Raw genomic sequence first — 26,123 nt, 5'->3', positions numbered from 1 at the left:
CTTCGAAGCGATCGAAGGAAAGGGCCGGTAGCCCGCGCTCGCTGGTTTTTCTTCCAGCTCCCAACCAAGCAAAGCGCGGCATCCACCGCGCTTTTTTGTTTTCTCCCGAGGTTTCACATGATCCAGATCACGCTCCCAGACAACTCGCGCCGCGAGTTCCCAGGCCCGGTTTCGGTGGCCGAAGTGGCCCAGTCCATCGGCCCCGGTCTCGCCAAGATGACGGTGGCCGGCAAGGTCGATGGCCGGCTCGTCGATGCCAGCGACGTCATCGACCACGACGCCAAACTGCAGATCATCACGCCCAAGGACGACGAGGGCCTGGAGATCATTCGCCACTCGACGGCCCATTTGGTCGGGCATGCGGTCAAGCAGCTCTATCCGACGGCCAAGATGGTGATTGGGCCAGTGATCGACGAGGGCTTCTATTACGACATTTCCTACGAGCGCCCTTTCACGCCCGAGGACATGGCCGCCATCGAGGCGCGCATGCGCGAGCTGATCGCGCAGGACTACGACGTCGTGAAGAAGATGACGCCTCGTGCCGAGGTGATCGAGGTCTTCAAGTCGCGCGGCGAAGACTACAAGCTGCGCCTCGTCGAGGACATGCCCGACGAGCAGGCGATGGGTCTCTACTACCACCAGGAATACGTGGACATGTGCCGCGGCCCGCACGTGCCGAACACGCGCTTCCTGAAGGTCTTCAAGCTCACGAAGCTGGCTGGCGCTTATTGGCGGGGCGATGCCAAGAACGAGCAGCTGCAGCGCATCTACGGCACGGCCTGGGCCGACAAGAAGCAGCTCGACCAGTACATCCAGCGCATCGAGGAAGCCGAAAAGCGCGACCACCGCAAGCTCGGCAAGGAACTCGACCTGTTCCATATCGACGAAGTGGCGCCGGGCGTGGTGTTCTGGCATCCCAAGGGATGGGCGGTCTGGCAGGCGGTCGAGCAGTACATGCGCGGCATCTACCGCGACACGGGCTACTGGGAAGTGAAGGGCCCGCAGATCCTCGACAAGAGCCTGTGGGAGAAAACGGGCCACTGGCAGAACTACCGCGACAACATGTTCACGACGGAGTCGGAAAAGCGCGAGTACGCGCTGAAGCCGATGAACTGCCCGGGCCACGTGCTGATCTTCAAGAGCGACCTGCGCAGCTATCGCGACCTGCCGCTGCGCTACGGCGAGTTCGGCCAGTGCCATCGCAATGAACCCAGCGGCGCGCTGCACGGGATCATGCGCGTGCGCGGCTTCACGCAGGACGACGGGCACATCTTCTGTACGGAAGACCAGATCCTCGACGAATGCATCGCTTACACGGAGCAGTTGCAGAAGGTCTACGCCGACTTCGGCTTCACGGACATCCTCTACAAGGTCGCCACGCGGCCGGAGAACCGTGTCGGTTCCGACGAGCTGTGGGACAAGGCCGAGCACGCGGTGATGGAGTCGCTGCGGCGCTCGGGCGTCGACTTCATCATCTCGCCGGGCGATGGCGCCTTCTACGGTCCGAAGATCGAATACACGCTGCGCGATGCCATCGGCCGCCAGTGGCAGTGCGGCACGATGCAGGTCGACTTCAACACGGCCGAGCGCCTGGGCGGCGAATACGTGACGGAATCGAGCGGCCGCGCGCACCCCGTGATGCTGCATCGCGCCATCGTGGGCAGCCTGGAGCGCTTCATCGGCATGCTGATCGAACACCACTCCGGCGCGCTGCCCGCATGGCTCGCTCCGGTGCAGGTGGCGGTGCTCAATATCAGCGAAGGACAGGCCGACTACGCTGCGCAAGTTGCGAAAACGCTGCAAAATCAAGGGCTTAGGGTTCAGCTTGATCTGCACAACGAGAAGATTACGTATAAAATACGGAAGCATTCGTTGCAAAAGCTCCCTTACATCCTCGTCGTGGGCGACAAGGAAAAGGAAGCAGGTGCCGTCGCAGTGCGCGCCCGGGGCAATCAAGACCTCGGAGCAATGTCCCTCGAATCGTTCGTGCAAAGGCTCGTTCAGGATGTTGCCGACAAGCGTTGATTTGCCTCTGAAACACCCCATATGTTTCCCAGCCAAATCGTGCCGCTTGTCCGCGAGGACTGACCGGCGTTCGCTACAGATTTTGTAGCAAATTTTGAAGGATCCTGACCATCGCTACTGCATTTCGCGACCGCCGCCACCGCGAGGAACGCCAACACCGCCTGAACCGGGAAATCATGGCCCCGGAAGTCCGCCTTGTAGGCCCGGAAAACGAGCCAATGGGTGTTATGAGTCTCTCCGAGGCCCTGCGCCTTGCTGGCGAGGCCGATGTGGATCTGGTGGAGGTCGTCGCGGCGGCCAACCCACCGGTATGCCGCCTGATCGAGTACGGCAAGTTCAAGTACCACGAGCAGAAGAAAGCGGCCGAGGCGAAGTCGAAGCAGAAGGTCATCGAGGTCAAGGAAATCAAGTTCCGGCCCGGTACCGACGATGGCGACTACAACATCAAGATGCGCAACATCAAGCGCTTTCTTGAAGAGGGCGACAAATGCAAGATCACGCTGCGCTTCCGCGGTCGCGAGATCACGCACCAGGAACTCGGTCTGGCGCTCCTGCAGCGCATTCGCGATGAACTGGGCGACACGATCATGGTCGAGCAGTTCCCGAAGCTGGAAGGCCGGCAGATGATCATGATGATCGCGCCGGGCCGCAAGAAGGCCGGTGGCGCTGCTCCCAAGCCGGCAGCAGACGCTGCGCCGGCACCGGCGCCCACGGCAACCGCCTGAGGCGTTTGCAGCAGACGAGGTTTTGAAGGGATTTCGCCGCTGCCGGCGCTTTGAAAGAAGCGCAGGCAAGGGCGAGATAAAGAAGTGTCTCGGGGCCAACAAGTTCATGGAGCATCCATGGCGCCTCACGAGCACAAACTAAAGGAGCATTCACATGCCCAAAATGAAGACCAAGAGCAGCGCGAAAAAACGTTTCCGCGTTCGTCCCGGTGGCACCGTCAAGCGCGGTCAAGCCTTCAAGCGTCACATCTTGACGAAGAAGACCACCAAGAACAAGCGTCACCTCCGTGGTGCAGTCGCAGTGCATGAGACCAACATGGTTTCTGTCGCCGCCATGCTGCCCGGCCGTGGCATTTAACTCAGACGAACAAGGAGTACACACATGCCTCGCGTCAAACGTGGTGTAACGGCTCGCGCCCGCCACAAGAAAGTTCTCGCACTCGCCAAGGGTTTCCGCGGTCGCCGCGGCAATGTCTTCCGCGTCGCCAAACAGGCGGTGATGAAGGCAGGCCAATACGCCTACCGTGACCGCCGTACCAAGAAGCGCGTGTTCCGTCAGTTGTGGATTGCGCGTATCAACGCCGCCTCGCGTGAACTGGGCCTGACCTACAGCCAGTTCGCCAACGGCATCCGCAAGGCCGGTATCGAGATCGACCGCAAGATGCTTGCGGACATCGCCGTGCACGACAAGGCCGCTTTTGCCGGCATCGTGGAGCAGGTCAAGGCCAAGCTGGCTGCTTGATTCTGCACAGCAGGGATGCTGCCTCCGGGCAGCTTCCTGCGCCCACGGCTCAAGGGCTGGCGCTTGAAAAGGCTCCAGCTCTTTTTTATTTCCCCTCGAAGATTTTTCTTGCCATGAACGAGTTGGACTCCCTTGCAGCCACCGCCCGCGCCGCCTTCGCCGAAGCGAAAACGCCCGCCGAGCTCGAAAACGCCAAGGCCCAGTTCCTTGGCAAGTCGGGCCGCATCACCGAGTTGATGAAGGGCATGGCCGCGCTGAGTGTCGAAGAGAAGAAGTCCCGCGGTGCCGCGATCAATGTCGCCAAGCAGGCCATCGAGGCCGCGCTGACCGACCGCCGCCAGCAACTGGCCGACGAAGAACTCTCCCTGCAACTGCGTGCCGAAGCGCTCGATGTGAGCCTGCCCGGCCGCCGCCGCATCCCCGGCAGCCTGCACCCCGTGAGCCGCACCCTGGAGCGCATCGAGGAGATCTTCTCGAGCATGGGCTTCGACGTGGCCGACGGCCCCGAGATCGAGAGCGACTGGCACAGCTTCACCTCGCTCAACAACCCGCCGAATCATCCTGCGCGCTCGATGCAGGACACCTTCTACGTCGATCTCAACGGCGATGACGGCATCCCCTACAACCTGCGTCCGCACACCAGCCCGATGCAGGTGCGCTATGCGCATCAGCACATCAAGAAGTACGCGGCCGAATTTGCCGCTGCTGCAGCCGACACCACCGGCACCGTGAAGGCGCCCGAGATCCGCGTGATCGCCCCCGGCCGCACCTACCGTGTCGACAGCGACGCCACCCACTCGCCCATGTTCCACCAGTGCGAGGGCCTCTGGCTCGGCGAGAACGTGAGCTTCAAGGACTTGAAGGTCATCTTCACCGACTTCTGCCGCACCTTCTTCGAGCGCGACGACCTCGTGCTGCGCTTCCGCCCGAGCTTCTTTCCGTTCACCGAGCCCAGTGCAGAAATCGACATCCAGTTCGCGAGCGGACCGCTGGCCGGCCGCTGGCTCGAGGTGTCGGGCTCCGGCCAGGTGCATCCGAACGTGGTTCGCAACATGGGGCTCGACCCCGAGCGCTACATCGGCTTCGCCTTCGGCATGGGCCCCGACCGGCTCACGATGCTGCGCTACGGCGTGAACGACCTGCGCCTCTTCTTCGACGGCGACCTGCGTTTTCTCTCGCAGTTCCAGTAAGCACCCATCCCCAGAAAATCAGATCGAGATCGAAGAGATGCAATTCCCGGAATCCTGGCTGCGCGAGTTCTGCAACCCGCCCCTCGACAGCGCCACATTGGCCGAAACGCTCACCATGGGCGGCTTCGAGGTCGAAGAGCGCCGACCGGTGGCGCCGCCTTTCACGCGCATCGTGGTCGGCGAAATCAAGGAAGCCGAGCAGCACCCGAATGCCGATCGCCTGCGTGTGTGCCAAGTCGATGTGGGGCAGGGCGCTTTGCTCAATATCGTGTGCGGCGCGCCCAATGCGCGCGTCGGCATCAAGGTGCCTTGCGCGCTAGTCGGCGCCGAGCTGCCGCCGGGTGAAGACGGCAAGCCTTTCCTCATCAAGCTGGGCAAGCTGCGCGGTGTCGAGAGCCAGGGCATGCTGTGCTCGGCGCGCGAACTGAAACTGAGCGAAGACCACGGCGGCCTGCTCGAGCTCGACGCCGATGCGCCCATCGGCGCCGACGTGCGCGACGTGCTCAAGCTCGACGACGCGCTGCTGACCCTCAAGCTCACGCCCAATCTCGCGCACGGCCTCAGCGTCTACGGTGTCGCGCGCGAACTCGCAGCGCTCACCGGCGCACCGCTCAAGACACCGGCGATCGCGCCCGTGGCCACTTCGTTCAACGACGTGCTGCCCGTCAAGGTCGAGGCGCCCGAACTCTGCGGCCGCTTCTCCGGCCGCATCGTGCGCGGCGTGAACACCACCGTCGCCACGCCCGCCTGGATGGTCGAGCGCCTCGCACGCTGCGGCCAGCGCAGCGTGACGCCGCTAGTGGACATCTCGAACTACGTGATGTTCGAGTACGGCCAACCGAGCCACATCTTCGACCTCGACAAGATCCACGGCGGCCTCACGGTGCGCTGGGGCAAGGCGGGCGAACAGCTCAAGCTGCTGAACGGCACGACGATCACCGTCGACGACAAGGTCGGCGTGATCGCCGACGACCGCGAGGTCGAATCGCTCGCCGGCATCATGGGCGGCGACGCGACCTCGGTCTCGGACGACACGCGCAACATCTACGTCGAGGCCGCGTTCTGGTGGCCAGAGGCCGTGCAGGGCCGTTCGCGCCGCTTCAACTTCTCGACCGACGCGGGTCATCGCTATGAACGCGGCGTGGACCCGAGCCGCAGCGTCGAGATCATCGAGCGCATCACGCAACTGATCATCGAGATCTGCGGCGGCGAAGCCGGCAAGATGGACGACCAGACGCTGAACGTGCCCGCCGCCGTGCCCGTCACGCTGCGCGTGGCGCGCGCAGCACGCGTGATCGGCATGCCGCTCACGCAGGCGCAGTGCGCCGATGCGCTGAATCGCCTCGGCTTCGCCATCACGGAAGGCGAAGGCACGTTGACCGTGACCCCGCCGCCGTACCGCTTCGACCTGCTGATCGAGGAGGACCTGATCGAAGAAGTCGCGCGCCTGATCGGCTTCAACAACCTGCCGACCACCGCACCGCTCGCGCCCATCACCGCCCGTGTGCGGCCCGAGGCGCAGCGCAGTCGTTTTGCCGTGCGCCGCAGCATCGCAGCGCTCGGTTTCCAGGAAACCATCAACTTCAGCTTTGTCGAAGCGTATTGGGAGCAAGACCTCGCCGGCAATGCCAATCCCGTCAAGCTGCTGAACCCCATTGCCAGCCAGATGAGCGTGATGCGCTCCTCGCTGATGGGTTCGCTGCTGCAGGTGCTGAAGTTCAATCTCGACCGCAAGGCACCGCGCGTGCGCGTGTTCGAACTGGGCCGCGTGTTCATGCGTGACGACAGTGTCGTCACGACCGACAGCACCGTGCGCGGCGTGAACCAGCCGATGCGCGTGGCGGGACTTGCATGGGGCGATGCAGACGAATCGCGTTGGGACGGCAAGCCGCAGCGCATCGACTTCTACGACGTCAAGGGCGACGTCGAAGCACTGCTCGCGCCGCTGGTTCCGACCTTCGAGCCGGCTGAGCATCCAGCCTTGCACCCCGGCCGTTCGGCCCGTGTGTCGATCGACGGCAAGGCCATCGGCTTCGTCGGCGAACTGCATCCGCGCTGGCGCCAGAAGTGGGACTTTGCGCAGGCGCCCGTGCTGTTCGAACTCGACCTCGATGCCGTCACTGCGCGCCCCGTGCCGGTGGCGCAGCCGGTGCCCAAGCACCAGGCCGTCGAGCGCGATATCGCGGTCGTGGTCGCCGAGGCCGTCACGCACGACGCCCTGATGCAAGCAATCCGCACTACCACCGCTGCGCAGGGCCTGCTGCGCGATGCGACGCTGTTCGACATCTATCGTCCGCAGCCGCTGCATGGCGGAGCCGTTGCAGCACCCGGCGCGCTGGCGCAGGGCGAGAAGAGCATGGCGGTGCGCCTGAGCTTCCAGAGCGACAGCGCCACCTTGACGGACGAGCAGGTCGAGCCCGCTGTCCGTGCCATCGTCGAACAACTGGGCGCCAAGGTCGGTGGCCGCTTGAGAGGATGAAGATGAACGCTGCCGAATTCACGCTCGAGGCCCTCGAAACGCCGGCGCTCACCAAGGCGCACCTGGCTGACCTGCTGTTCGAGCAGATCGGCTTGAACAAGCGCGAGTCCAAGGACATGGTCGAGGCGTTCTTCGAGCTCGTGGCCAGCAGCCTGATCGAAGGCACGGACGTGAAGATCTCGGGCTTCGGCAATTTCCAGATCCGCGTGAAGGCGCCGCGGCCCGGTCGCAATCCGCGCACCGGCGAAGCCATTCCGATCGGCGAACGTCGCGTCGCCACGTTCCATGCGAGCGCCAAGCTCAAGGAACAGATTCACGGAAGCATCGAGCAGAGCGGCTCGTCCGAAGTCGAGTGGAGCCTGGGCACCGAATAGTGCTTGGTGCTCGGCGGCGGCGTAGAGTAATCTCTCAGGTTTCCCGCGCACCGTCTTGATTTCAATGGAGAAAACACTCCCGCCGATTCCTGTCAAACGCTACTTCACCATCGGTGAAGTCGGCGAACTCTGCGGCGTCAAGCCGCACGTGCTGCGCTACTGGGAACAAGAGTTCACGCAACTGCGTCCCATGAAGCGCCGCGGCAACCGTCGCTACTACCAGCACCACGAGGTGCTCATGATCCGCCGCATCCGCGACCTGCTCTACGACCAGGGCTTCACGATCAGCGGCGCACGCAACAAGCTGCAAGAGCTTGTGCAAGGCGAACGCGATCGCCGCAAGGCCGGTGAGGTGCCGCTCGAAGGCATGGAAGCGATCGAGATCGACCAGGAAGAATTCGACGCCGCCGTGGTGCAGGACAGCCCCGACCAGACCGCGCCGCGCACCGTCGACCTGTCGCAGTTGTTGCACCTTCGTCGCGAGCTTTTTGAAATTCGTGAGCTCCTGACCGTCGGACGCTGATTTCAGCCGGCTATAATTGCAGGCTTCGGTGTGTGGCGCAGCCTGGTAGCGCACTTGCATGGGGTGCAAGGGGTCGAAGGTTCGAATCCTTTCACACCGACCAACAAAACGTCCAAGGGCGTCCGGTTTCATCCACCGGACGCCCTTTGTCATTGGAGAGCCGGACTCACATCGTCCGAGGTACTGCCAGCACCAATCGGGGGTACAAGTGGGGGTTCAAACCCCCCGAACCCCCGCGGCGGCAGGTTTGTACCCCCAACTCTCCTCGACGTAGCCTATGCCATTGACCGATGCCGCGTGTCGCAATGCCACCTGCCCATCTGGGCGAAAACAGGCTCGGTACGCCGATTCAGGCGGCCTCTACCTGGAAGTTTCTGCATCAGGCTCTCGCCGTTGGTTCTGGAAGTTCAGGATCGAGGGCGTCGAGAAGAAGTTTGCGCTTGGAACTTACCCCGGCGTGACGCTTGCCGCAGCCCGCAAGGCTCGCGATGCTGCCAAGGCGCAGAAAGCGTCAGGCATCAATCCGATACAAGCTCGGCAGGTCGTCAAGCTCAAGGCCGCCGTGAACAACGGCGACACCTTCCGGGAGACGGCGCTTGAGTGGTACGAGAAGCACCATACGCGCTGGAGCAGCCACTACGCCATCCGCGAGAAGCGCAATCTGGAAAAAGATCTGTTTCCGCACTTCGCCGGTCGTCGCATCAGCGAGATCGAACCCATCGAGTTGTTGGCCGCGCTGCGTCGCGTTGAGGAGCGTGGAGCCCTCGATGTGGCCGGCCGGGTGCTTATGACGTCGCGTGCGGTATGGCGCTACGCTGTGGCTACTGCGCGAGCGCCGCGTGACATCACCGCTGACCTCAAGGGCGCGCTGACGCCCCACAAGAAGCGGCACTTTGCAGCGATCACAGAGCCTGCCAAGCTCGGCGAACTGATCCGCGTCATGCGGGCGTACCAAGGTGGTCACATCGTGCGTACCGCCTTGCAGTTGGCCCCCATGCTCTTCCAGCGCCCCAACGAACTGCGGGGTGCAGCCTGGGCGGAAATCGATCTGGACAACGCACTATGGACGGTGCCTGCGGCACGGATGAAGCGGCGCATCGAGGGCAAGGAAAACGGCGATCCCCACCTCGTCCCGCTCCCGACACAAGCCGTGGAGTTGCTGCGCAAACTGCATCCCTTCACGGGCCATAGCACGCTGGTCTTCCCGGGCGAGCGTAGCCATGATCGCCCCATCTCGGATAACACTCTGCGTGCCGCGCTCCTGACGCTCGGTTACGGACCCACCGTGCAAACCGTGCACGGATTCCGGGCTACTGCCCGAACGCTGCTGGCCGAAGTCTTGGAGGTCGATCCCCTCGTGATCGAGGCCCAACTGGCGCATGCCGTTAAGGACGCCAATGGACGTGCGTACAACCGCACGCAGTACCTCAAACAGCGCACTCTCATGATGCAGCGGTGGGCGGACTACCTTGATGGCTTGAGAGCAGCAAATCGATCGATCGAACAGCGTCAACCGCACGTTCAGGATGCTAAAGCAGACCTGGGCAAACTTGCTGCCGTCATGGGTCAAGCCAATACAGCACCTGAATCACTAGACGGATCGCGTGAGTTAACGTCCCAAAGCAGCGGTCTTCCCTTTTTGCCAGATGGCCCTCGGAAGGGGATGCCACCCCTTGCCGGGGCAAAAAAGCCGCAGGACGGCAAAGAGATGATTGCACAGCTGACTGAGGTTCGAGCCCACCGCGAAGCTACCCAGGCGGCTGGCAGACCTATCGAGCCGCGTTGGATGAGGGCCGAGGCTGCAAGGTTGGCCGCTGCGGCGGGCGCGCCATTGAGTGATGCGCCAACAAACCTCATTCAAGTAAAGGCTGACCAGCAAGGAAGCGAAACCAACGCCCTGCTATTTGCGGAAGCGGTCGCCGGGATCTCGGCGTCGGGAAAAATTCCAGCTTCCACAGCTCCGCGCTGGCTTGCCACACGTCGAGCGCATAGCAAGCAGCATGAGCCGTCGAACGATTCGGAAGGCACCGATCAGCCAACGAACGACGATGGGCGGTAGATCAAGATCTCCGTTCAGGCAACTGTCGCGGAGAGTACAAACATGGTCTTTCCGGACAAAACACCCTGCGTGTCAACCTCTTGATGTCGGCCTACGGCCCCATCGGGCATACTTATTCACGACTTGCGAGGCGATCGCGTGAACGTTGCGAGCCGAGGGTTCTCCGGGTGGCGCGGAGAACGCTGCCAAAGGACCCAACTGTATACGCAGCGTCAGCGAGGCAGAGTCGGGCGCTCAAAATGTATCGCGGTCGACGCTGCGTTCGCTGTGCTTCGTGTTATCCATCGGGCGGCTGAGGCCGCATTTATGCCGCCTCCCCGATGAGCCTCATCCGCCAGGAGCAATGTGGCGATTGTTTTCGTTTGCAGGAGGCCGTCAGTACTCGACGGACGCATCTCCATTCAAGACCGATTGAAAAATCGGACGTCCCAGGTATAATTCCAATCTCGATGGATCCGGCAATCCGGTCCATGGAAATGGGGAAGTCATCGAGGATGATACTGATCTTCGATCGAGTCCCCTTCGCACGGGATGCGGCGCTCTACCAGCGGCGTTGGACATCAAAAAAGGATCATTGGTCAGGCCATCTGACTAATAGGATCGCTCAACTTAGATGGTTGAGAGAGAACGGCCTAGATGAGGCATGAATTGTGGCGCGGCACGAATTTCGCCGCGGCATGAATTGTGGCGCTGCTCATTGATGCTTGGTAGGCCCGGAGTTTTCAGATTCCGGTTCAAAAGCTCGTTCTCAAAATCCAATGTTAAATAAAGAATCCTGCTTGGATGGCCAAGCCTTGTGTGATCAATCTCCCTCAGTTTCAAGCAAAGCCGACAGTTCTTCGACCCACGGGGTCAGCTTCGCTCACGCTCAGGAACAGAAGCCTCTGATCTTTCTGCTGTCGATCAAGCAGCTGTCCAAGAAAATCTCCCGTAGCCGGGCGAGCATCTACGAAATGATCAACTCGAAAAGCCGCTACTTCCAGCCGCTGATGCCCCAGCCCATCCGGATCGGTCGCCGTGTCTACTGGGTATCGCACGAAATCGATGCTTTCGTCGAGGCGACCATGGCTGCCCGTCCCTTGAGCTTGAATCATTAAGTATTCGCAAGAGGACCGAACAGAGACGACCTGCGAGCGGAAGTAAGGGGCACAAGTTAGGTGAACTGAATTACAAGTTCAGTGAATCTGGCTCAACCTAGGTGATTAGTCGTTCATTGGACGCCCTAGGACGAAAGCTCCTGCTTCCATCTATTGGGGGCCCAGTCAAGCCTTTGGCTCGACTGGGCGCATTACTCTGTACCTCGTCACTCGCACGGAATTGCTTCTTTTGCCGTTGGCGCCGACATCGGCATTTCCTTGATGCCGAGAGACTCAGGGTCAGGGATTTAGGTTATTAATGTTATTGATTTGCAATTGACTCTGTCTAGAGAGCTCTCAAGGGCAGGTCAATCTCATCAATCATGATGACCTGATTTCTGATTCTCCCCCCACATCTCAGCCGGCGCTGTGAATCGCCCCGGCTTTTGTGGAGGCTCAACACTCTGAGAGGATTGAGCCATGAAGAAGTCGAACAAGTTTTCACCCGAGGTGCGTGAGCGCGCGGTGAGGATGGTGCAGGAGCACCGCGGGGAGTACCCGTCGCTGTGGGCGGCAGTCGAGTCGATCGCACCGAAGATCGGCTGTGTGCCGCAGACGCTGAACGAATGGGTCAAGCGCGACGAGGTCGACAACGGCGTTCGAGAAGGCGTGACGACCAGCGAGGCCCAGCGGATGAAGGAGCTCGAACGCGAGGTCAAGGAGCTGCGCCGAGCCAACGAGATCCTGAAGCTGGCGAGCGCGTTTTTCGCCCAGGCGGAGCTCGACCGCCGGCTGAAGTCCTGAGGGATTTCATCGACAAGCATCGCGGCACCTTCGGGGTCGAGCCGATCTGCAAGGTCTTGCAGGTCGCCCCGTCGGGCTACCGGCGGCACGCGGCGCTGCTGCGTGAGCCGCACAAGCGCTGCGCCAGAGCACACCGCGACGATGTCCTCATGCCGGCGATACAGCGCGTCTGGCAGGCCAACATGCAGGTCTATGGCGCCGACAAGGTCTGGAGGCAACTGGCACGCGAAGGCACGGCTGTGGCCCGCTGCACAGTCGAGCGTCTGATGCGGCGCCTGGGGCTGAGAGGCGTAATGCGCGGCAAGGTGGTGAAGACCACGATCAGCGATGCCAGAGCACCATGCCCGCTGGATCGTGTCAACCGGCAGTTCCGAGCACAGCGCCCGAACCAGCTATGGGTCTCGGATTTCACGTACGTGTCGACATGGCAGGGCTGGCTGTACGTCGCCTTCGTGATCGATGTGTTCGCCCGACGCATCGTGGGCTGGCGGGTCAGCAACTCGATGCGCACGGACTTCGTGCTCGATGCTTTGGAGCAAGCGCTGTACGACCGTCAACCCGAACGCGACGGCAGCTTGATTTGTCACTCCGATCGCGGGTCGCAATACGTCAGCATCCGATACACCGAACGGCTTGCAGAGGCTGGCATCGAGCCATCAGTGGGAAGCAAAGGCGACTCCTATGACAACGCCCTGGCCGAGACGATCAACGGCCTCTATAAGGCCGAGTTGATCCATCGCCGAGCACCGTGGAAGACCAAGGAGGCGGTGGAGTTCGCGACGCTCGAGTGGGTGGCCTGGTTCAACCACCATCGCCTGCTCGAACCCATCGGCTACATCCCGCCTGCAGAAGCTGAGGCAAACTATTACCGGCAACTCGCCAGTCAGACCGCCAAGATGGCGGCTTGACTTAAACCAATCGGCCTCCATGAAAGCCGGGGCGATTCAATAGCTGTTCGCGGCCTGCCCCTATGACAAAGCGCGCCGATCGATTGTGCATCGAATCATTAAAGCGCCTGAGAAGTGATCGGGTGTACAGCAAACAAATAGGCGTCTGTCCTTCCTTAGATAGAGGACAGGTCGGCCAATAGTAGGTGACCGATAAGGCAAGGGCGGGAGATGCCGTCAGCACTGCCAACTTGTTGCCTGAAGGCCACCCGTTGCGGCGAATATTCTGGACAGAATGCCACGCGTCACCTTCTGCATTTTGCAGAAGCGACCGCTGACGGAAAAGCATTTCGCGTCACTGTCTCCGCCCAGACCACTACGAGCTATGTGCCCGTCTCCCTACGGCTGGCGAGCGCGTCCCCAACGCCGGTGTACGGTTGACCTGTGTCTGCCGGGAGTTTCCGATGGCCGTTCGGTGGCTTTATTCAAAAAAAGGAACCTCGTGGAGCGGTGTCTCGCTGGAAACTTCTCACGTCGCATTTCGCGGCAACCGGGCTTGACTGCTGATGTGATGCCCCGGGAAAAACCAGCATTGGAGATACACATGGGACGCACCCCGAACGATGACCGCTCTGACTCGATGAACCCCAACAACGACGCATATGACGATGCCAACGACAACCGCTCGAACCAACTGAACCCGAATAACGAGCGCTACCAAGGCGACCAGGTCGATCAAGCCGAAGCTAAGGACTAAGCCGACCTCGTTGCATCGGCCGCAAGGCACTCGTCGCGCAAGAGGGCAAGCCTTTTATGGATGGCCTCTTGCGCGACAGTTTGCGTGACGGGCTCAATCGAGAAACCCTGCACAAAGCTGACGAAAAATGTCAGCAATCTTGCTGTCCATAGCTGCGTGCGTGCGCGTTCAAAATCGACCTCGGGTGCGCAGGCGGCGAGCATTTGTTGCGCCGCACCTGCTGGAATGAGCTTCTGGCTGGTTGCCCACTGCTTGAGCTCCAGATGGGTAAAGGCGCGTTGACTGCTTTTGTCGGCTCGTTCGGCAAGCAAGTCACACAAGCCCGCCAAGTTTTTTGCTCCCGTGAGCCTGAGGATGCGGTCGAACCAATGTCGCATTGGGACTTTGCCCGGGCGGACGAGGCCAACGATGAGGTCCGAGCGCAGCTCGGCATCCTGGGAGCGGCCGAGGTGTGCGTCCGCCCAAGCCAAGTGCTGCAAAGTCGCGTCGAGAACCAGTACCGGACGAAATGAGCCGCCGAAGAGGCCGGACGAGGCCCAGTAGCGAATGCCGGAGTTGAACAGTTCTGCGCGCAGCGCTGATTGCTCCTTGCCGCCCAGCCGCTTCGCCACGTGGAGCTGCCGGTCTCGCCAGGCCAGGCGAACCAGTAGCCCGCGCCACGTTGGCCCACTGCCTCTGCGCATGGTTCGAAACAGTATCCGCCAGTATCCCGTCATGGAATTTGGAAGCGTCACCATCTCTTCGTCTGTGGGCAGACGGTTGAGGTCTTCGGGTGGTGGAAGAAGCTTTGCGAGCGATTCGCGGGTTCCCCGCTGCATGGTCGTGCCGCGCGTCAGCGAGCGCACCCATGCCTGTGCCGCCAGATAGCTCTCGTAGTCCATGCGCTGGAGGGCGTGATTCAGGCCGTGCCCGGTAGCCGCCATGACGATGGTGTTTGGATCGAATGACACCGCGGTCGACAACTCCACTACCTGTCTCTGCCCAAAGCGGGGAAGCGGGCGCAGGGGATGAAGCGTGAAATCGAAGGCTGTTTCTAACGGCGGTCGCGGCACATCTTCATCTGGGACATCTGTCGTGGTGGCCATGTTTCCGGGGCAATTTTCTCGAGGCGCGAATTCATTGGACGCATTGGGCATCTGAAGGCAACGGAGAGCGTCGGCTTCCGGCCGACTGTAGCTGTTTGAGCAGCCGTCTCATGTGAGGTGACATCCTTCGCCTTGTCGATGTCAGCATCCCCTTTCGATAGTCCGGTCAACACTGACCAAAGGCTTGGCCGTGGCTATCGACACTTCCAATACCGAACCCATCTCTATCATTCCCGGCGACACCGTCAAATGGACGCGCACGCTTGCGGACTATCCGGCCTCGGCCGGTTGGGCGTTGAGCTACGAACTGCTCAACGCGATGCATCGCTACGAGATCCACGCGACCGCTGACAGCAAGGCGTTTCGCGTGGTTGTCTCCGCGCAGACCACGCAGGGCGATGCGCTTGGCTCCTACGACTGGCGGGCGCGGGTCACCAATGCGGAAGAGGTCTACACGGTCGCCACCGGGCGCCTGACCGTCGCGCCATCGTTTGGTGCCGCAGGCGATGTCCGCTCCCACGCGCGGCGCGCCCTTGAAGCCATCGAGGCGGTGCTCGAAGGCCGGGCCACCAGTGCAACAGCCGAATACGAAATCAACGGCCGCCGCCTGAAGTACATCCCCCTCAACGAGCTGCACACGAGGCGCACGAAGTACCAGCGCGAGGTTGCTGCGGAAGAGGGCAAGAGCGGCCCACGCGGCGTGTCAGGCCGCATCATGGTGAGGTTCGGCGCATGAAAAAAAACGTCCTCCTGTGAATGCATGGCGCGCGCGGTGCGCGCAGCGCTGGATGTGGGGCGGACGAATCAGACAGCTCTGGCAGGCTGCGCCCGTCAGCCAACCGAAGGCGGTGCCGTCGGTGGCGCTGAAAAAACAGGCAGTGCGAGAGCATGGAATCTCATGCCTGAATCATGCACTGTGGCTCGCGGGATGCGAGATAAAAAGAAGGGTTGAAGGCGGGGAGCGTCTCTCGCGTCAGCACGCGCAAGGTGCTGCGCGGCGCCCCGCCGTCACATGGCGAACAGAGGGGCTCATTTCAGTCTAGAAGCGCGGCGTGCGCTTGTGGTCGTTGTTGAGCTGATCTGTCGTACGGGAATCCACTTGGCCTGGATCAATGTAATTCGTACGACTTACACCCGAGAAAGAGGCTCTACGCGCTGTCGGAATCCGTGAAGAAATGCCGCGCGCCTCAATCGGTCGCCCCGCATAATCGCGCGCCTCGCTGAAGCATCTTGTCACAAAGACCGGCGCGAGCAGCCAAACCTCAGGGAGCGTCAAAACATGAACCGCCATTTGCACCGCATCGTTTTCAATGCCGCGAGAGGCATGCGGATGGTGGTTCAAGAGACGGCCACCAGCACCGGTAAAGGGAAATCCAAGGCGACGGGTGGCTCCAGCGGTGCAGCGTCAGCTGCTGTGGTGGCGCTCTTTGGCCTGTTGGCTGCATTGCCGGGGCAGGCCCAGATCGTTGGCGCTCCCAACGTCCCCGGCAACTTGCGTCCGACCGTGCTTGTTGCCCCCAATGGCGTGCCGCTGATCAATATCCAGAGCCCGTCCGCGGCGGGCGTCTCACGGAACATCTACAACCAGCTCAACGTCGGACCCAACGGCGCGATTTTCAACAACAGCCGCACCAATGTGCAGACGCAACTCGGTGGCATCGTGCAAGGCAACCCGTTCCTGGCGACCGGGCCGGCGCGCATCATCTTGAACGAAGTCAACGGCGGCAACGTGAGCCAGCTTCGCGGCTACATGGAAGTTGCGGGGCAGCGCGCGGAAATCATCATCGCAAACCCGGCCGGCATCAACGTGGACGGCGCGGGCTTCATCAACGCGAGCCGTGCCACGCTGACCACGGGCACGCCGCAGCTCAATGCCTTTGGCGGCCTGGACAGTTTCCTCGTGCGCGGCGGCACCGTCACCATCAACGGTGCGGGGCTCGATGCGAGCAAGACCGACTATGCGGCGATCCTCGCGCGGGCCGTGGAAGCCAATGCGGGGATCTGGGCGAGCGAGCTGAAGGTGGTTACCGGGGCCAACCAGGTCTCGGCGGATCACAGCCAGATCAGCCCGACGGCAGGCACTGGCGCCGCGCCCACCTTCGCCCTGGACGTGGCCGCACTCGGTGGCATGTACGCGGGCAAGATCGTGCTCGTCGGTACGGAGGCCGGCCTTGGCGTGCGCAACGCCGGCACGATCCAGGCCGCGCCTGGCACGCCTGCACTTGCGGGTGCCGGACAACTCGTGGTGACCAGCGCGGGTCGTCTCGAGAACATCGGAACGATCCAGGCCATGGCCGACGCGAACCTCGCGGCGTCGAACCTTGCGAACAGCGGCCGCATCAGCACCGGCGGCAACCTGAAGATTGCGACGCAAGAAACGCTGGGCAATTCTTTCAACGGTGCGGGCGGCACGCTCGAAGGGGCACGCGTCGAACTGGCGAGCACGGCAGGCAACATCGACAACCGCAACGGCGGCACGATCCGCCAGACCAGCAGCGCGGCACTCGCCATTTCCGCACCGGCCTTGAGCAACACGGGTGGTGGCGTGATCGGGTTGGAGCCGGTGCCGGAAACACCATCGCAGCCCGGCGGCGGCACGAGCGGTACGGGCACCGGCGGCGGCATCGCCACACCGGGCACACCTGCGGCAGGAAGCGGCACCGGTTCCGGCGGCACCATCACACCTGCACCGTATGTCCCCCCCTCCCCGGGCACCCTCACTGCAGCGGGCACGATCCTCAACGACGGGGGCCGCATCTACGCGGGCGGCCCGATCACGCTGCAGAGCGCGAACATCAGCAACAACGGCGGGACCCTGAGTCTCGCCAGCATCACGGTCAACCAGCCCACCTTCGACAACCGTGGTGGCACGCTGAATATCTCCAATGGCTTCAGCGCCAATGTCGGCAGTTTCGACAACACGGGCGGCAAGCTCAACGCGGGCACATTGAACATCGCAAGCAGCGGTGACCTGGTCAACACAGACGGCACGCTCTCGAGCGCGGGCGATGCCAGCCTCGCGGTCGGTGGCAAGGCCGACAACACGCGCGGAACGATTTCCGCGATGGGCGCGCTGACCGCGAAGGTGGCAGGTGCGACGAACAACACCAGTGGCACTCTGGTCTCCAACCAGGGCCTGACGCTCAATGGGGGCTCGCTGGACAACACCAAGGGCAGCATCCAGTCCGCACAGGCCGGCGCACAGCTCATGGTGACCAATCAACTGGTCAACGGCAGCGGCGGCGCCATCGGCGCGGCCACGGACTTGAATGTTCAGGCGGGCGAACTCACCAACGGCGGCAGCTTGCGCGGTGCGGACGACCTCGGCGTAGCGGTCGGCGGTGCGATGACAAACGACGGCAGCGTCACGGCAGGCCGCAACACCACGATAACGGCTGCAAGCCTGCAAAGCAGCAGCGCCGGTGTGCTCGGTGCCGGTGTGCAGAACGACGGCAAGCTGGGTGCCGCGGGCAATCTGCGCGTAACGACCTCCGGTACGCTCGTCGCCAGCGGCTACAACATCGCTGCCGGCAATGTCGCGCTGCAAGGCGCGAGCGTCGATCTGTCGGCCAGCGAGACCAACGCAGCCAACATCGCGATCACTGCGACCCAAGGCAATGTGGTCACCGGCAGCAAAGCCAAGGTCATCACCCCCGGCACTTTGAGTGTGACCGCCGACGGCCAAAGCGACCAGACCCTGGTCAACGATGCGGGCACGCTCAACGCCGGTCTGCTGGACCTGAACGCCTCGAACATCGCCAACACCAACGGCGGCGAGATCGTGCAGACCGGCACCGGCGCTTCCACCATCGCCACCAGCGGCACGCTGAACAACGACGGCGGTCGCATCGCCAGCAACGGCCAGGACCTGAGCCTGCGTGGCGCGGTCATCACCAACACGGGCGGCAGGATCGAGCATGCAGGTGCCGGCACGCTGGGAATCGCGGGCGGCAGCTACAACGCCATCGACGGCCAGGTCACCACCAACAAGACGCTGACCGTCGCCATGTCGGGCGCCTTCGGCCAGGACGGCGCAAAGGCCAGGGTCAGTGCCGACCGCATCACCCTCGATGCCGGCGCCCTCGGCAACCGGGGCGGTCAGATCGTTCAAACCGGTGCCGATGCCACGCGCATCACGGTCGTGGGCGCCATCGACAACACCGCTGGCACCCTCGCCAGCAATGGCAACACGAATATCGCGGCGGGCAGCTTGCTCAACCAGGGCGGCACGGTCCGCGCCGCGGAAACTTCCAACCTCGACATCGATGTCAAAGGCCAACTGGACAACAGCAGCAAGGGTGTGATCGGCGCGGGCGGCAGCGCCACCGTCAAGGCCCTTGGCCTGAACAACGACAAGCTAGGCAACCTGACTGCCAGTGGCGATTTGACGGTCGATGTCCGCGATGCCGCCACCAACGATGGCGGCACTTTGGCCGCCAACGGCAACACCACGCTCAAGGCCGGGACACTGGACAACAGCCTGGGCACCGTCGCTGCGGTGAAGGGCCACCTGAGCGTTACTACCACCGGCACGACGACTAATGCCCAGGGCACGTTGCAAGCCGGTGCAAAGGTCGTGCTGGTCAACGCAGGCCTGGTCAACACGGGCGGTAAGGTCTTCGGCGGCAGCCTGAGCGTGGACACCCAAAAGAATGCCTTGGACAACAACCAAGGCGGCACGCTGGCGGCCAACAGCACCGTGGATGTGAAGTCCGGCGCCCTGAACAACGACGCCGGCCTCATCCAGTCCGGCGGCGCGATGACCATCGACACTGATGGCAAGAAGCTCACCAACACCAACGCGGCCAGCTACACCACCAAGCAGGGCGGCATCACCAGCGCCGACACGCTCACGCTCAAGAATGTGGGCGAGCTGGACAACAAGGCCGGCTTCATCGGTGCGAAGAACGCGCTGGACGCCAGCACCCGAGCCTTCACGAACACGGGCGGCGGCCAGGTGCTCGGGCAGTCCACCGTCACGCTCGACACCCATGGCGCTGCCTACGACAACACCGGCGGCGAGACACTGGCGGTGGGCAACCTCGGCGTCAACGCGGGAACGTTGACCAATACCAAGGGCCTGATCCGCTCAGCGGCCACTACGACGCTCAGTGCCGCGAGCCTCGTCAACAGCGACACCCGGGAGGCCGAACAAGGCATCGAGGGCCAGAACGTCGACATCGCCGCGCAGTCCATCCTCAACAAATCCGGCGCGATCCGCGCCGACCAGAACACCACGCTGAGTAGCAACGGGACCATCGACAACAGCGCCGGCCTCGTGTCCGCCGGCAAGGTGCTCACCGTCAAGGACCCCGCTGTGGCCAAGACCCTGTCGGTGCTCAACACCGGCGGCACCCTGGTCGGCGGAGAGAACGTTGTCCTCGATGCAGGCTCGGTCAGCTGGGACGGCAAGCTGCTGTCGCTCCAGGACATGACGCTGATGGTCACCCGGGACATCGCCTTCGCCGTAGGCAGCGAGACCGTCGCGAACCGCAACCTGACGATTTCGACGACGGGTGACATCACCAACAGCGGCAAGCTGGCCGCGGGCAACGATCTGACGCTCTCCGCGAGGGACATCAACAACAAAGCCACGGGCGACATCCAAGGCAAAACCACCACGCTGAATGCCAGCGGCACGCTGACCAATCGCGGCGTGATCGACGGCGGCACCACCCGCATCAACGCCACCACACTGGACAACCTGGGCACCGGCCGCATCTATGGCGACTGGGTCGCGATCGGTGCCGGCACGCTGAACAACGGCGCCGAAACGGTCAATGGCGTCGCATCGGCCGGCACCATCGCCGCGCGCGAGCACCTCGACATCGGCGCTGGGACTATCAACAACCGCGACGGCGCTCTGATCCTCAGTGCCGGAAATCTCTACGTCGGCGGCAAGTTGGTCGACGGCAAGGCCAGCGGGGCCGCCAGCGTATTGAACAACCACGCTGCGACCATCGAGGCCGTGCAGGACATGGACATCAAGGCGAATGTCCTGAACAACACGAACGGCGGCGTGACCTGGACAACCCAGACCACCTCCGATGGCAAGCAGCACACCGAATATGCGCTGCCTGGCAGTTCGACGCGCTATGACCCGAGCCAACTGGTCTTCGTGACGGTTCAGGGGCCCTCGGTCGACTTCGAGCACCTGATGGGGTATCTGTGGCCCAGCTTCGTTAGCTACGCCGCGGGACCCGTCTCCGGTCAGTTCTCGGGGATCCTGGTGCCCTCGGCCAGCTATCCGCTGTCCCGCTACGGCACTTACTACGCGAATCCGCCGCGCAACAGCAGCGATCTGCATGGCACGCGCCAGATCAACATCGACTTCAGCGAGGATTTCACGGAGCCTGGTGCCTGGTACTCCCGCACCGATCCGATCTGGGCTGCCTTCGGCGTGACGCCCCCGGCGACCGACTTGCCGACAAACGACGCCCAACTGGCGGCTTACCTTGAGGCTCACAAGCGCCTCGACGCCTCGACCGAGGCCTTCATCCGGGACGTCTACGCCAACTATGCGCGCTCCTACTACGCCTGGGCCTATACCGAATCGACCACCACCCCGGTGCTGCAGACGTCGTCGCCCGCCCGCATCATCGCCGGCGGCAAGATGAACATCGCCGTGGGCAGCGGCACCAACGACATGAGCCAAATCCTGGCCGGGGGGGCGTTGACCGTCACCGCCGGGACGATCACGAACAAGAACGTCGAGGTCTCCGGGGCGCAGACGCGCACCGGAGTGCAGCTGTTCCAGGCGGGTCTGGGTAACGGCGAGCAGATATCTCCCTACAACACCAGCGTGCCCATCACCGTGACCCTGGCGGCGGCACGGCAGGAGGGCAAAGTCTCGGTGGCGGGCAGCGGCGGATCCACTGGCACCCTGACCCCGGGCCACACCAACCAGGGCGTCACCGGTCCGAGTGACGTTAATGCCAGCGGGCCCACGGGCGTGGCCGGCGAGACCGGCACGCCGGTGAACGCGTCAGGTACGGTCTCCGGCGGCGCGACGGGCCCCATCGTCCATCCGATCTTCGAGGTGCATCTGGCCGCGAGTTCGGGTTCCACACAGGTCGTGCGCGCCACCTTGCCGAGCCTGACCGTCCCCTCGGCCAGCCTGTTCCGCACGCATGCGGAGGCTTCGAGCCACTACCTGATCGAGACCGATCCGCGCTTTGCGAACCAGCGCAACTGGCTCAGCAGCGATTACCTGCTGAACAACCTGGGGCAGGACCCGAACAACACGCTCAAGCGCTTGGGCGACGGCTTCTACGAGCAGCGCCTGATCCGCGAGCAGGTGGCGCAACTGACGGGCTACCGCTACCTGGACGGCTACGACAGCGACGACAAGCAGTACGCGGCGCTGATGGATGCGGGCCTCACTTTTGCGCGCCAATACGCACTGCGCCCGGGGATCGCGCTCACGCCAGCACAGATGGCGCAATTGACCAGCGACATCGTCTGGTTGGTGGAGCAGACCGTCACGCTGCCGGACGGCAGCACTCAACGCGTGCTCGTGCCGCAGGTCTATGCGCGCGTAAAAAACGGCGACGTCGACGGCTCGGGCGCCTTGCTGGCCGGCAAGGAGGTCAACCTTAAGCTCGATGGCGACCTGGTGAACAGCGGCACAGTCGCCGGGCGCAGGACCGTCAGCATCACCGCGGAGAACATTCAGAACCTGAACGGCCGCATCTCCGGCAGCAGCCTCGACCTCAAGGCCCGGACCGATCTGAACAACATCGGCGGAACGATCGACGCGGCCAGCCAGCTCAAGATCGAGGCCGGGCGCGACATCAACGTGCGCACCACGACCAGCAGCAGTGGGCTGGCCCTGGACCTCACCCCCGGGGCCGTGAGCCTGCGCGGCGCCACCATCGTCGACCGGGTGGCCGGCCTCTACGTGACCGGCTCCAAGGGCGTGCTGGTGGCTTCGGCTGGGCGTGACGTCAACCTGATCGGTGCCCTCGTCGCCAACAGCGGCAAGGAAGGCACGACCGAGATCGGCGCGGGCCGCGACATCAACCTGGGCACCGTCACGACCGCCAGGCAGGACGCCACCGTTCGGGATGTGGGCAACTACCGCGCCGAGGCCAGCACGCAGGAAGTCGGCACCCGCGTCGAGGCCAGCGGCGACATCCGGTTGCGAGCCCAGCGGGATGTCAACGCACGTGCCGCCACCATCGACAGCACGGATGGAGCGTTGGAGGTGATCGCTAAGCGCGACATCAATATTGTCGAGGGCCGATCCGGTACGGCACTGAACGCGGGTCTTCAAACAAGTGACCATGGTTTCGGAGGAAGCGAAAGCCGCAAGGATCAGGGCACCTTCGGTTCGACCGACGTCATCGGCAGCAGCTTGGGCGGCAAGACCGTGGTGCTGGATGCCGGCAACGACATCCGCATTCGCGGCTCGAATGTGGTGAGTGACAAGGGAACCGAACTACAGGCCGGCAACAACATCACCATCGAGGCGGCGACGCAGTCCCGGGACAGCCAGTACGTCCGCGAGGAGTCCAATAGCGGCATCTTCGATGGAGGATCAGGCTGGACCTGGGGTCGCCAGGACATGCGAAGCACCAGCAAGCACGACGAAAGCACCGCCGTGGGCAGCACCGTGGGCGCCATCTCGGGCAATGTCACCATCACCGCCGGCAACCGCTACAGCCAGGTGGGCAGCGATGTGACGGCCCCCGATGGCAACATCGACATACAGGCGCGCGATGTGCAGATCGTGGAAGCGCGCGAAAGCAGCCGCAGCGAGAGTACGCACAGCTTCTCACAAAGCGGGATCACGCTGGGCTTCAAGGCGCCGCTGATTGACATGCTGCGGGGCATGGAGGACACGGCAGAAGCCATGGGCAATACCAAGGACGACCGCATGAAGGCTCTGGGCGCAGCAAGCATCGGACTGAGCGGTTTTTCGGCCTACCAAGACATTGCACAGCAGGCCGCGACCCAAAGCCCGGACGGCACTGGAGCAGTCAAGATGGGTGCAACGCTGACCATCGGCAGCAGCTCAAGCGAATCCTCACGCAAAGAGAGCAGCGACACATCGGCGCGCTCACGCGTGCAGGCCGGCGGCAACGTCTCCATCGTCGCCACCGGTGGTGGGCGAGACTCCAACATTCTCGTGCGAGGCAGCCAGATCGACGCCGGGAAGAACGTCAGCCTCGCGGCGGACAACAACGTCACGTTGGAAGCGGCCGCAAATACCAAGAAGGAGAGCTCTACCAGCCGCAGCAGCAACGCGAGCATCGGTGTAGGCGTGGCCTTCGGCGAGACCAATGGCATCACGCTCGAAGTCGCGGCGGCCAGCCAGAGCGGACGCGACAGCGGAACCGACGGCGCGTGGACGAACACCACCGTCAAGGCTGGGCAGCAGGTGAGCATCCAGAGCGGTGGGGATACCACTGTGCGAGGGGCCATTGTCTCGGGCAAGCGCGTCGAAGCGAATGTAGGTGGCAATCTGCGCATCGAGACCCTGCAGGACACCAGCACCTACCATAGCGAAAACAGCGGCGGTGGCTTCAGCGGGAGCTTCTGCATCTACGCGTGCTACGGAGGCAGCGTCAGCGTGAGTGCAAACAACATGCGCGGCGATGGCGACTTTGCCAGCGCGACCCAACAAAGCGGTTTCTTTGCGGGCGACGGGGGCTTTGGTGTCAGCGTTCGGGGCAATACGACGCTCATCGGCGCCGCCATCAGCAGCAAGGATGCGGCCGTGGACGAAGGGAAGAACAGTTTCAACACCGCCAGCCTGACGATGACCGATCTCGTGAACCGGGATACTTTCAAGGGCAGCGGCTATAGCTTCAACATCAGCACGTCAGGCGGCGGGGGCGCCGGCATCGGCGACAGCGACGTCGACCGGTCCAGCACGACCCGCAGCGGCATCTCGGGCATTGCGGGCAATACGGCGATTCGGACCGGCGTGGACGGCACCAACGCGCTGCAGATGACCAATCGTCAGCGCGCTATGCGCGACATTCAGGCGCAGGTTCTGATCACGTCGCAGTTCGGATCGCAGGCTTCGCGCGCCGTTGGAGACTACGCCGAGGAGCAGTATCGAACGCTGATGCGTCAAGCCAATGCCATGGGGCCCTCGCCCGAGCGCGATGCGATGGTGGCGGAGGCGACAAAGTGGGGTGAAAGCGGTGTCTACCGCGTTGCAGCCCATCTTGTCGTTGGTGGGTTGGCGGGTGGCGCGGGCGGTGCTGCAGGCGCGGGCGCCGTTGCTGCCGGAGCGCAATCGCTCAACGACCTGCAAAACAGCATGCTGGATAGCCTGATAGGCGCGGGACTGAGTCCATCGGCTGCCAGAGGAGCGGCAAGCACGCTGGGCGCCGGGTTCGCTTCCGTGATCGGCGCGCTTGCTGGAGGAGCCGCGGGCGCTGCGAGCGCCTACAACACCGATGCAAACAACCGCATCTTGCATCCCAGCGATACGGTGAACGCACATATGCTTGCAGCCCAGTCCGGCGGCAAGTACAGCGCGGAGGAAATCGCGCAAGCCCTTCGATGGTCCGGTGTGCGTGACGCGTCCGGCAACGTGGCCACTCCCTCGGGCAGTTGGCAGTCCTATGATTCAGCGACCGGGCAAGCCTACAGTTCGCAGTCGCCGACCCGGACGGTGGCCGGGGACATGGTCTATGACCCGGGCCTGAGGGTTGTCGCAAACGGGTATGCCCTCCAGGAAACCCCGCCCGGCGCCCCCACCCGGGAACTGATGAATTTCATTGTCCAGGGCACGGGCGGAGCAAGGTCACCTTACGTCTTCGATACGACGGGGATGACCTATGGACCAACCAATAGCTCCGACAATCCGCAGTATTTCCCGTGCGCCAGTACGACTTGCCTGGTCTACGGTGCGAACTGGAATCCCAACAATCCGACCAACCAGGCGCAGGCTGAGCAAGGACGCAATGCGGTGGGCGCGGTCGGGCTAATCGTGGGGGCGCCGCTGGTGGCAGCTTACGGCGTGCCTGTTTTGATGGGAGCCGGTGTAACCGCTCAGACTATCCCTTTGACGGGCGGAGTGGCGAGTGTTGCGGCCGGAAAGTGGCTTGGCACCGCCGGAGTTGGCTTCGGGATGGGGGCCGGATTTGAGTTCGTACTTCACAACGACACGATGACTCCTTCGAGCTTGTTTTGGTCCGGGGTCGGTGGGTCTGTTGGAGGGGGCGTTAAGCTTTCTGCTAACGCTTATTTGGGACTTGCAAATCAATGGGTGCCGACCACAACTGCGAATTTCTTAACTTGGTTTGCAGGTTCGCAGGTTGCGGGAAGAGCGACCAGGATCGGTACAGGCGCAGCGTCTGATGCCTTGACCAATGAACGCTCTTGGTGGAATACGCCAATTAATTGCAACAACGTTTCTGGAAAATGCTGAGAAGATAA

15 protein-coding genes, 1 tRNA gene and 1 other annotated feature are annotated in these 26,123 nt (G+C 62.9%); of the genes, 15 read left to right on the top strand and 1 reads right to left on the bottom strand.

Annotated elements, in window-relative coordinates:
• The first annotated feature begins 117 nt into the window (after positions 1-117).
• The 13 genes from thrS to VARPA_RS31400 all read left to right on the top strand — a co-directional run bounded on the left by thrS (position 118) and on the right by VARPA_RS31400 (position 13,641).
• Positions 118-2,025 (top strand): threonine--tRNA ligase, encoded by a 1,908-nt coding sequence (gene thrS, locus VARPA_RS19690; RefSeq protein ID WP_013542337.1) that lies wholly within the window; start codon positions 118-120, stop codon positions 2,023-2,025.
• Positions 2,026-2,126: 101 nt separating this feature from the next.
• Positions 2,127-2,750 carry a translation initiation factor IF-3 gene (infC, locus tag VARPA_RS19685; protein ID WP_080559403.1) on the top strand — a complete coding sequence of 208 codons (624 nt, stop codon included), beginning with the start codon at positions 2,127-2,129 and terminating at the stop codon, positions 2,748-2,750.
• Positions 2,751-2,904: 154 nt separating this feature from the next.
• Positions 2,905-3,108, top strand: a complete 204-nt coding sequence (gene rpmI / locus VARPA_RS19680) for a 50S ribosomal protein L35 (RefSeq protein WP_007832497.1) — start codon at positions 2,905-2,907, stop codon at positions 3,106-3,108.
• Between the two features lie 24 nt (positions 3,109-3,132).
• Entirely contained in the window at positions 3,133-3,492 is a 360-nt protein-coding gene (gene rplT / locus VARPA_RS19675) for a 50S ribosomal protein L20 (RefSeq protein WP_007832499.1), read from the top strand.
• A gap of 113 nt (positions 3,493-3,605) precedes the next feature.
• Entirely contained in the window at positions 3,606-4,682 is a 1,077-nt protein-coding gene (gene pheS / locus VARPA_RS19670; RefSeq protein WP_013542335.1) for a phenylalanine--tRNA ligase subunit alpha, read from the top strand.
• 37 nt (positions 4,683-4,719) lie between these two features.
• Complete coding sequence (gene pheT, locus VARPA_RS19665) at positions 4,720-7,161, top strand: phenylalanine--tRNA ligase subunit beta (RefSeq protein WP_013542334.1); 2,442 nt, start codon at positions 4,720-4,722, stop codon at positions 7,159-7,161.
• A gap of 2 nt (positions 7,162-7,163) precedes the next feature.
• On the top strand, positions 7,164-7,535 hold the full coding sequence (locus VARPA_RS19660) for an integration host factor subunit alpha (RefSeq protein WP_013542333.1): 372 nt from the start codon (positions 7,164-7,166) through the stop codon (positions 7,533-7,535).
• Positions 7,536-7,599: 64 nt separating this feature from the next.
• On the top strand, positions 7,600-8,058 hold the full coding sequence (locus VARPA_RS19655; protein WP_013542332.1) for a MerR family transcriptional regulator: 459 nt from the start codon (positions 7,600-7,602) through the stop codon (positions 8,056-8,058).
• A 26-nt stretch (positions 8,059-8,084) separates the two neighbouring features.
• Positions 8,085-8,161: transfer RNA gene (locus VARPA_RS19650), tRNA-Pro, on the top strand.
• A gap of 174 nt (positions 8,162-8,335) precedes the next feature.
• Positions 8,336-10,117 (top strand): tyrosine-type recombinase/integrase, encoded by a 1,782-nt coding sequence (locus VARPA_RS19645; RefSeq protein ID WP_013542331.1) that lies wholly within the window; start codon positions 8,336-8,338, stop codon positions 10,115-10,117.
• Between the two features lie 779 nt (positions 10,118-10,896).
• Entirely contained in the window at positions 10,897-11,214 is a 318-nt protein-coding gene (locus tag VARPA_RS19640; protein WP_049794444.1) for a helix-turn-helix transcriptional regulator, read from the top strand.
• Between the two features lie 459 nt (positions 11,215-11,673).
• Positions 11,674-12,905 (top strand): IS3 family transposase gene (locus VARPA_RS19630; RefSeq protein ID WP_416367497.1). Its coding sequence is split into 2 segments (ribosomal slippage): positions 11,674-11,965 and positions 11,965-12,905, totalling 1,233 coding nucleotides; the frame shifts between segments, so codons are not numbered across the junction.
• Positions 11,952-12,068, top strand: a sequence feature (AL1L pseudoknot). It overlaps the preceding gene by 117 nt.
• Positions 12,906-13,488: 583 nt before the next feature.
• Complete coding sequence (locus VARPA_RS31400) at positions 13,489-13,641, top strand: hypothetical protein (protein ID WP_013542329.1); 153 nt, start codon at positions 13,489-13,491, stop codon at positions 13,639-13,641.
• On the opposite strand, the gene VARPA_RS19625 is transcribed toward VARPA_RS31400, so the two are convergent.
• Entirely contained in the window at positions 13,638-14,726 is a 1,089-nt protein-coding gene (locus VARPA_RS19625) for a hypothetical protein (RefSeq protein WP_013542328.1), read from the bottom strand. The two genes, VARPA_RS31400 and VARPA_RS19625, sit on opposite strands and share 4 nt — an antisense overlap.
• A 190-nt stretch (positions 14,727-14,916) precedes the next feature.
• Here VARPA_RS19625 and VARPA_RS19620 point away from each other — a divergent pair, with 190 nt between their 5' ends.
• Complete coding sequence (locus VARPA_RS19620; protein WP_013542327.1) at positions 14,917-15,462, top strand: hypothetical protein; 546 nt, start codon at positions 14,917-14,919, stop codon at positions 15,460-15,462.
• 543 nt (positions 15,463-16,005) lie between these two features.
• Positions 16,006-26,115, top strand: coding sequence for a hemagglutinin repeat-containing protein (locus VARPA_RS30275; protein WP_013542326.1), 10,110 nt, complete (start codon positions 16,006-16,008; stop codon positions 26,113-26,115).
• Positions 26,116-26,123: the final 8 nt, after the last annotated feature.

The organism is Variovorax paradoxus EPS (assembly GCF_000184745.1).
Taxonomy (GTDB): domain Bacteria; phylum Pseudomonadota; class Gammaproteobacteria; order Burkholderiales; family Burkholderiaceae_C; genus Variovorax; species Variovorax paradoxus_C.
The sequence above is the reverse complement of the archived record's forward strand: the minus strand, read 5'-3'. Positions and strand labels throughout refer to the sequence as shown.

Coding starts and splice junctions, on each gene's coding strand:
- thrS (WP_013542337.1), top strand. CDS start 118: ATGATCCAGATCACGCTCCCAGACAACTCGCGCCGCGAGTTCCCAGGC.
- rpmI (WP_007832497.1), top strand. CDS start 2,905: ATGCCCAAAATGAAGACCAAGAGCAGCGCGAAAAAACGTTTCCGCGTT.
- rplT (WP_007832499.1), top strand. CDS start 3,133: ATGCCTCGCGTCAAACGTGGTGTAACGGCTCGCGCCCGCCACAAGAAA.
- pheS (WP_013542335.1), top strand. CDS start 3,606: ATGAACGAGTTGGACTCCCTTGCAGCCACCGCCCGCGCCGCCTTCGCC.
- pheT (WP_013542334.1), top strand. CDS start 4,720: ATGCAATTCCCGGAATCCTGGCTGCGCGAGTTCTGCAACCCGCCCCTC.
- VARPA_RS19660 (WP_013542333.1), top strand. CDS start 7,164: ATGAACGCTGCCGAATTCACGCTCGAGGCCCTCGAAACGCCGGCGCTC.
- VARPA_RS19655 (WP_013542332.1), top strand. CDS start 7,600: ATGGAGAAAACACTCCCGCCGATTCCTGTCAAACGCTACTTCACCATC.
- VARPA_RS19645 (WP_013542331.1), top strand. CDS start 8,336: ATGCCATTGACCGATGCCGCGTGTCGCAATGCCACCTGCCCATCTGGG.
- VARPA_RS31400 (WP_013542329.1), top strand. CDS start 13,489: ATGGGACGCACCCCGAACGATGACCGCTCTGACTCGATGAACCCCAAC.
- VARPA_RS19625 (WP_013542328.1), bottom strand. CDS start 14,726: ATGGCCACCACGACAGATGTCCCAGATGAAGATGTGCCGCGACCGCCG.
- VARPA_RS30275 (WP_013542326.1), top strand. CDS start 16,006: ATGAACCGCCATTTGCACCGCATCGTTTTCAATGCCGCGAGAGGCATG.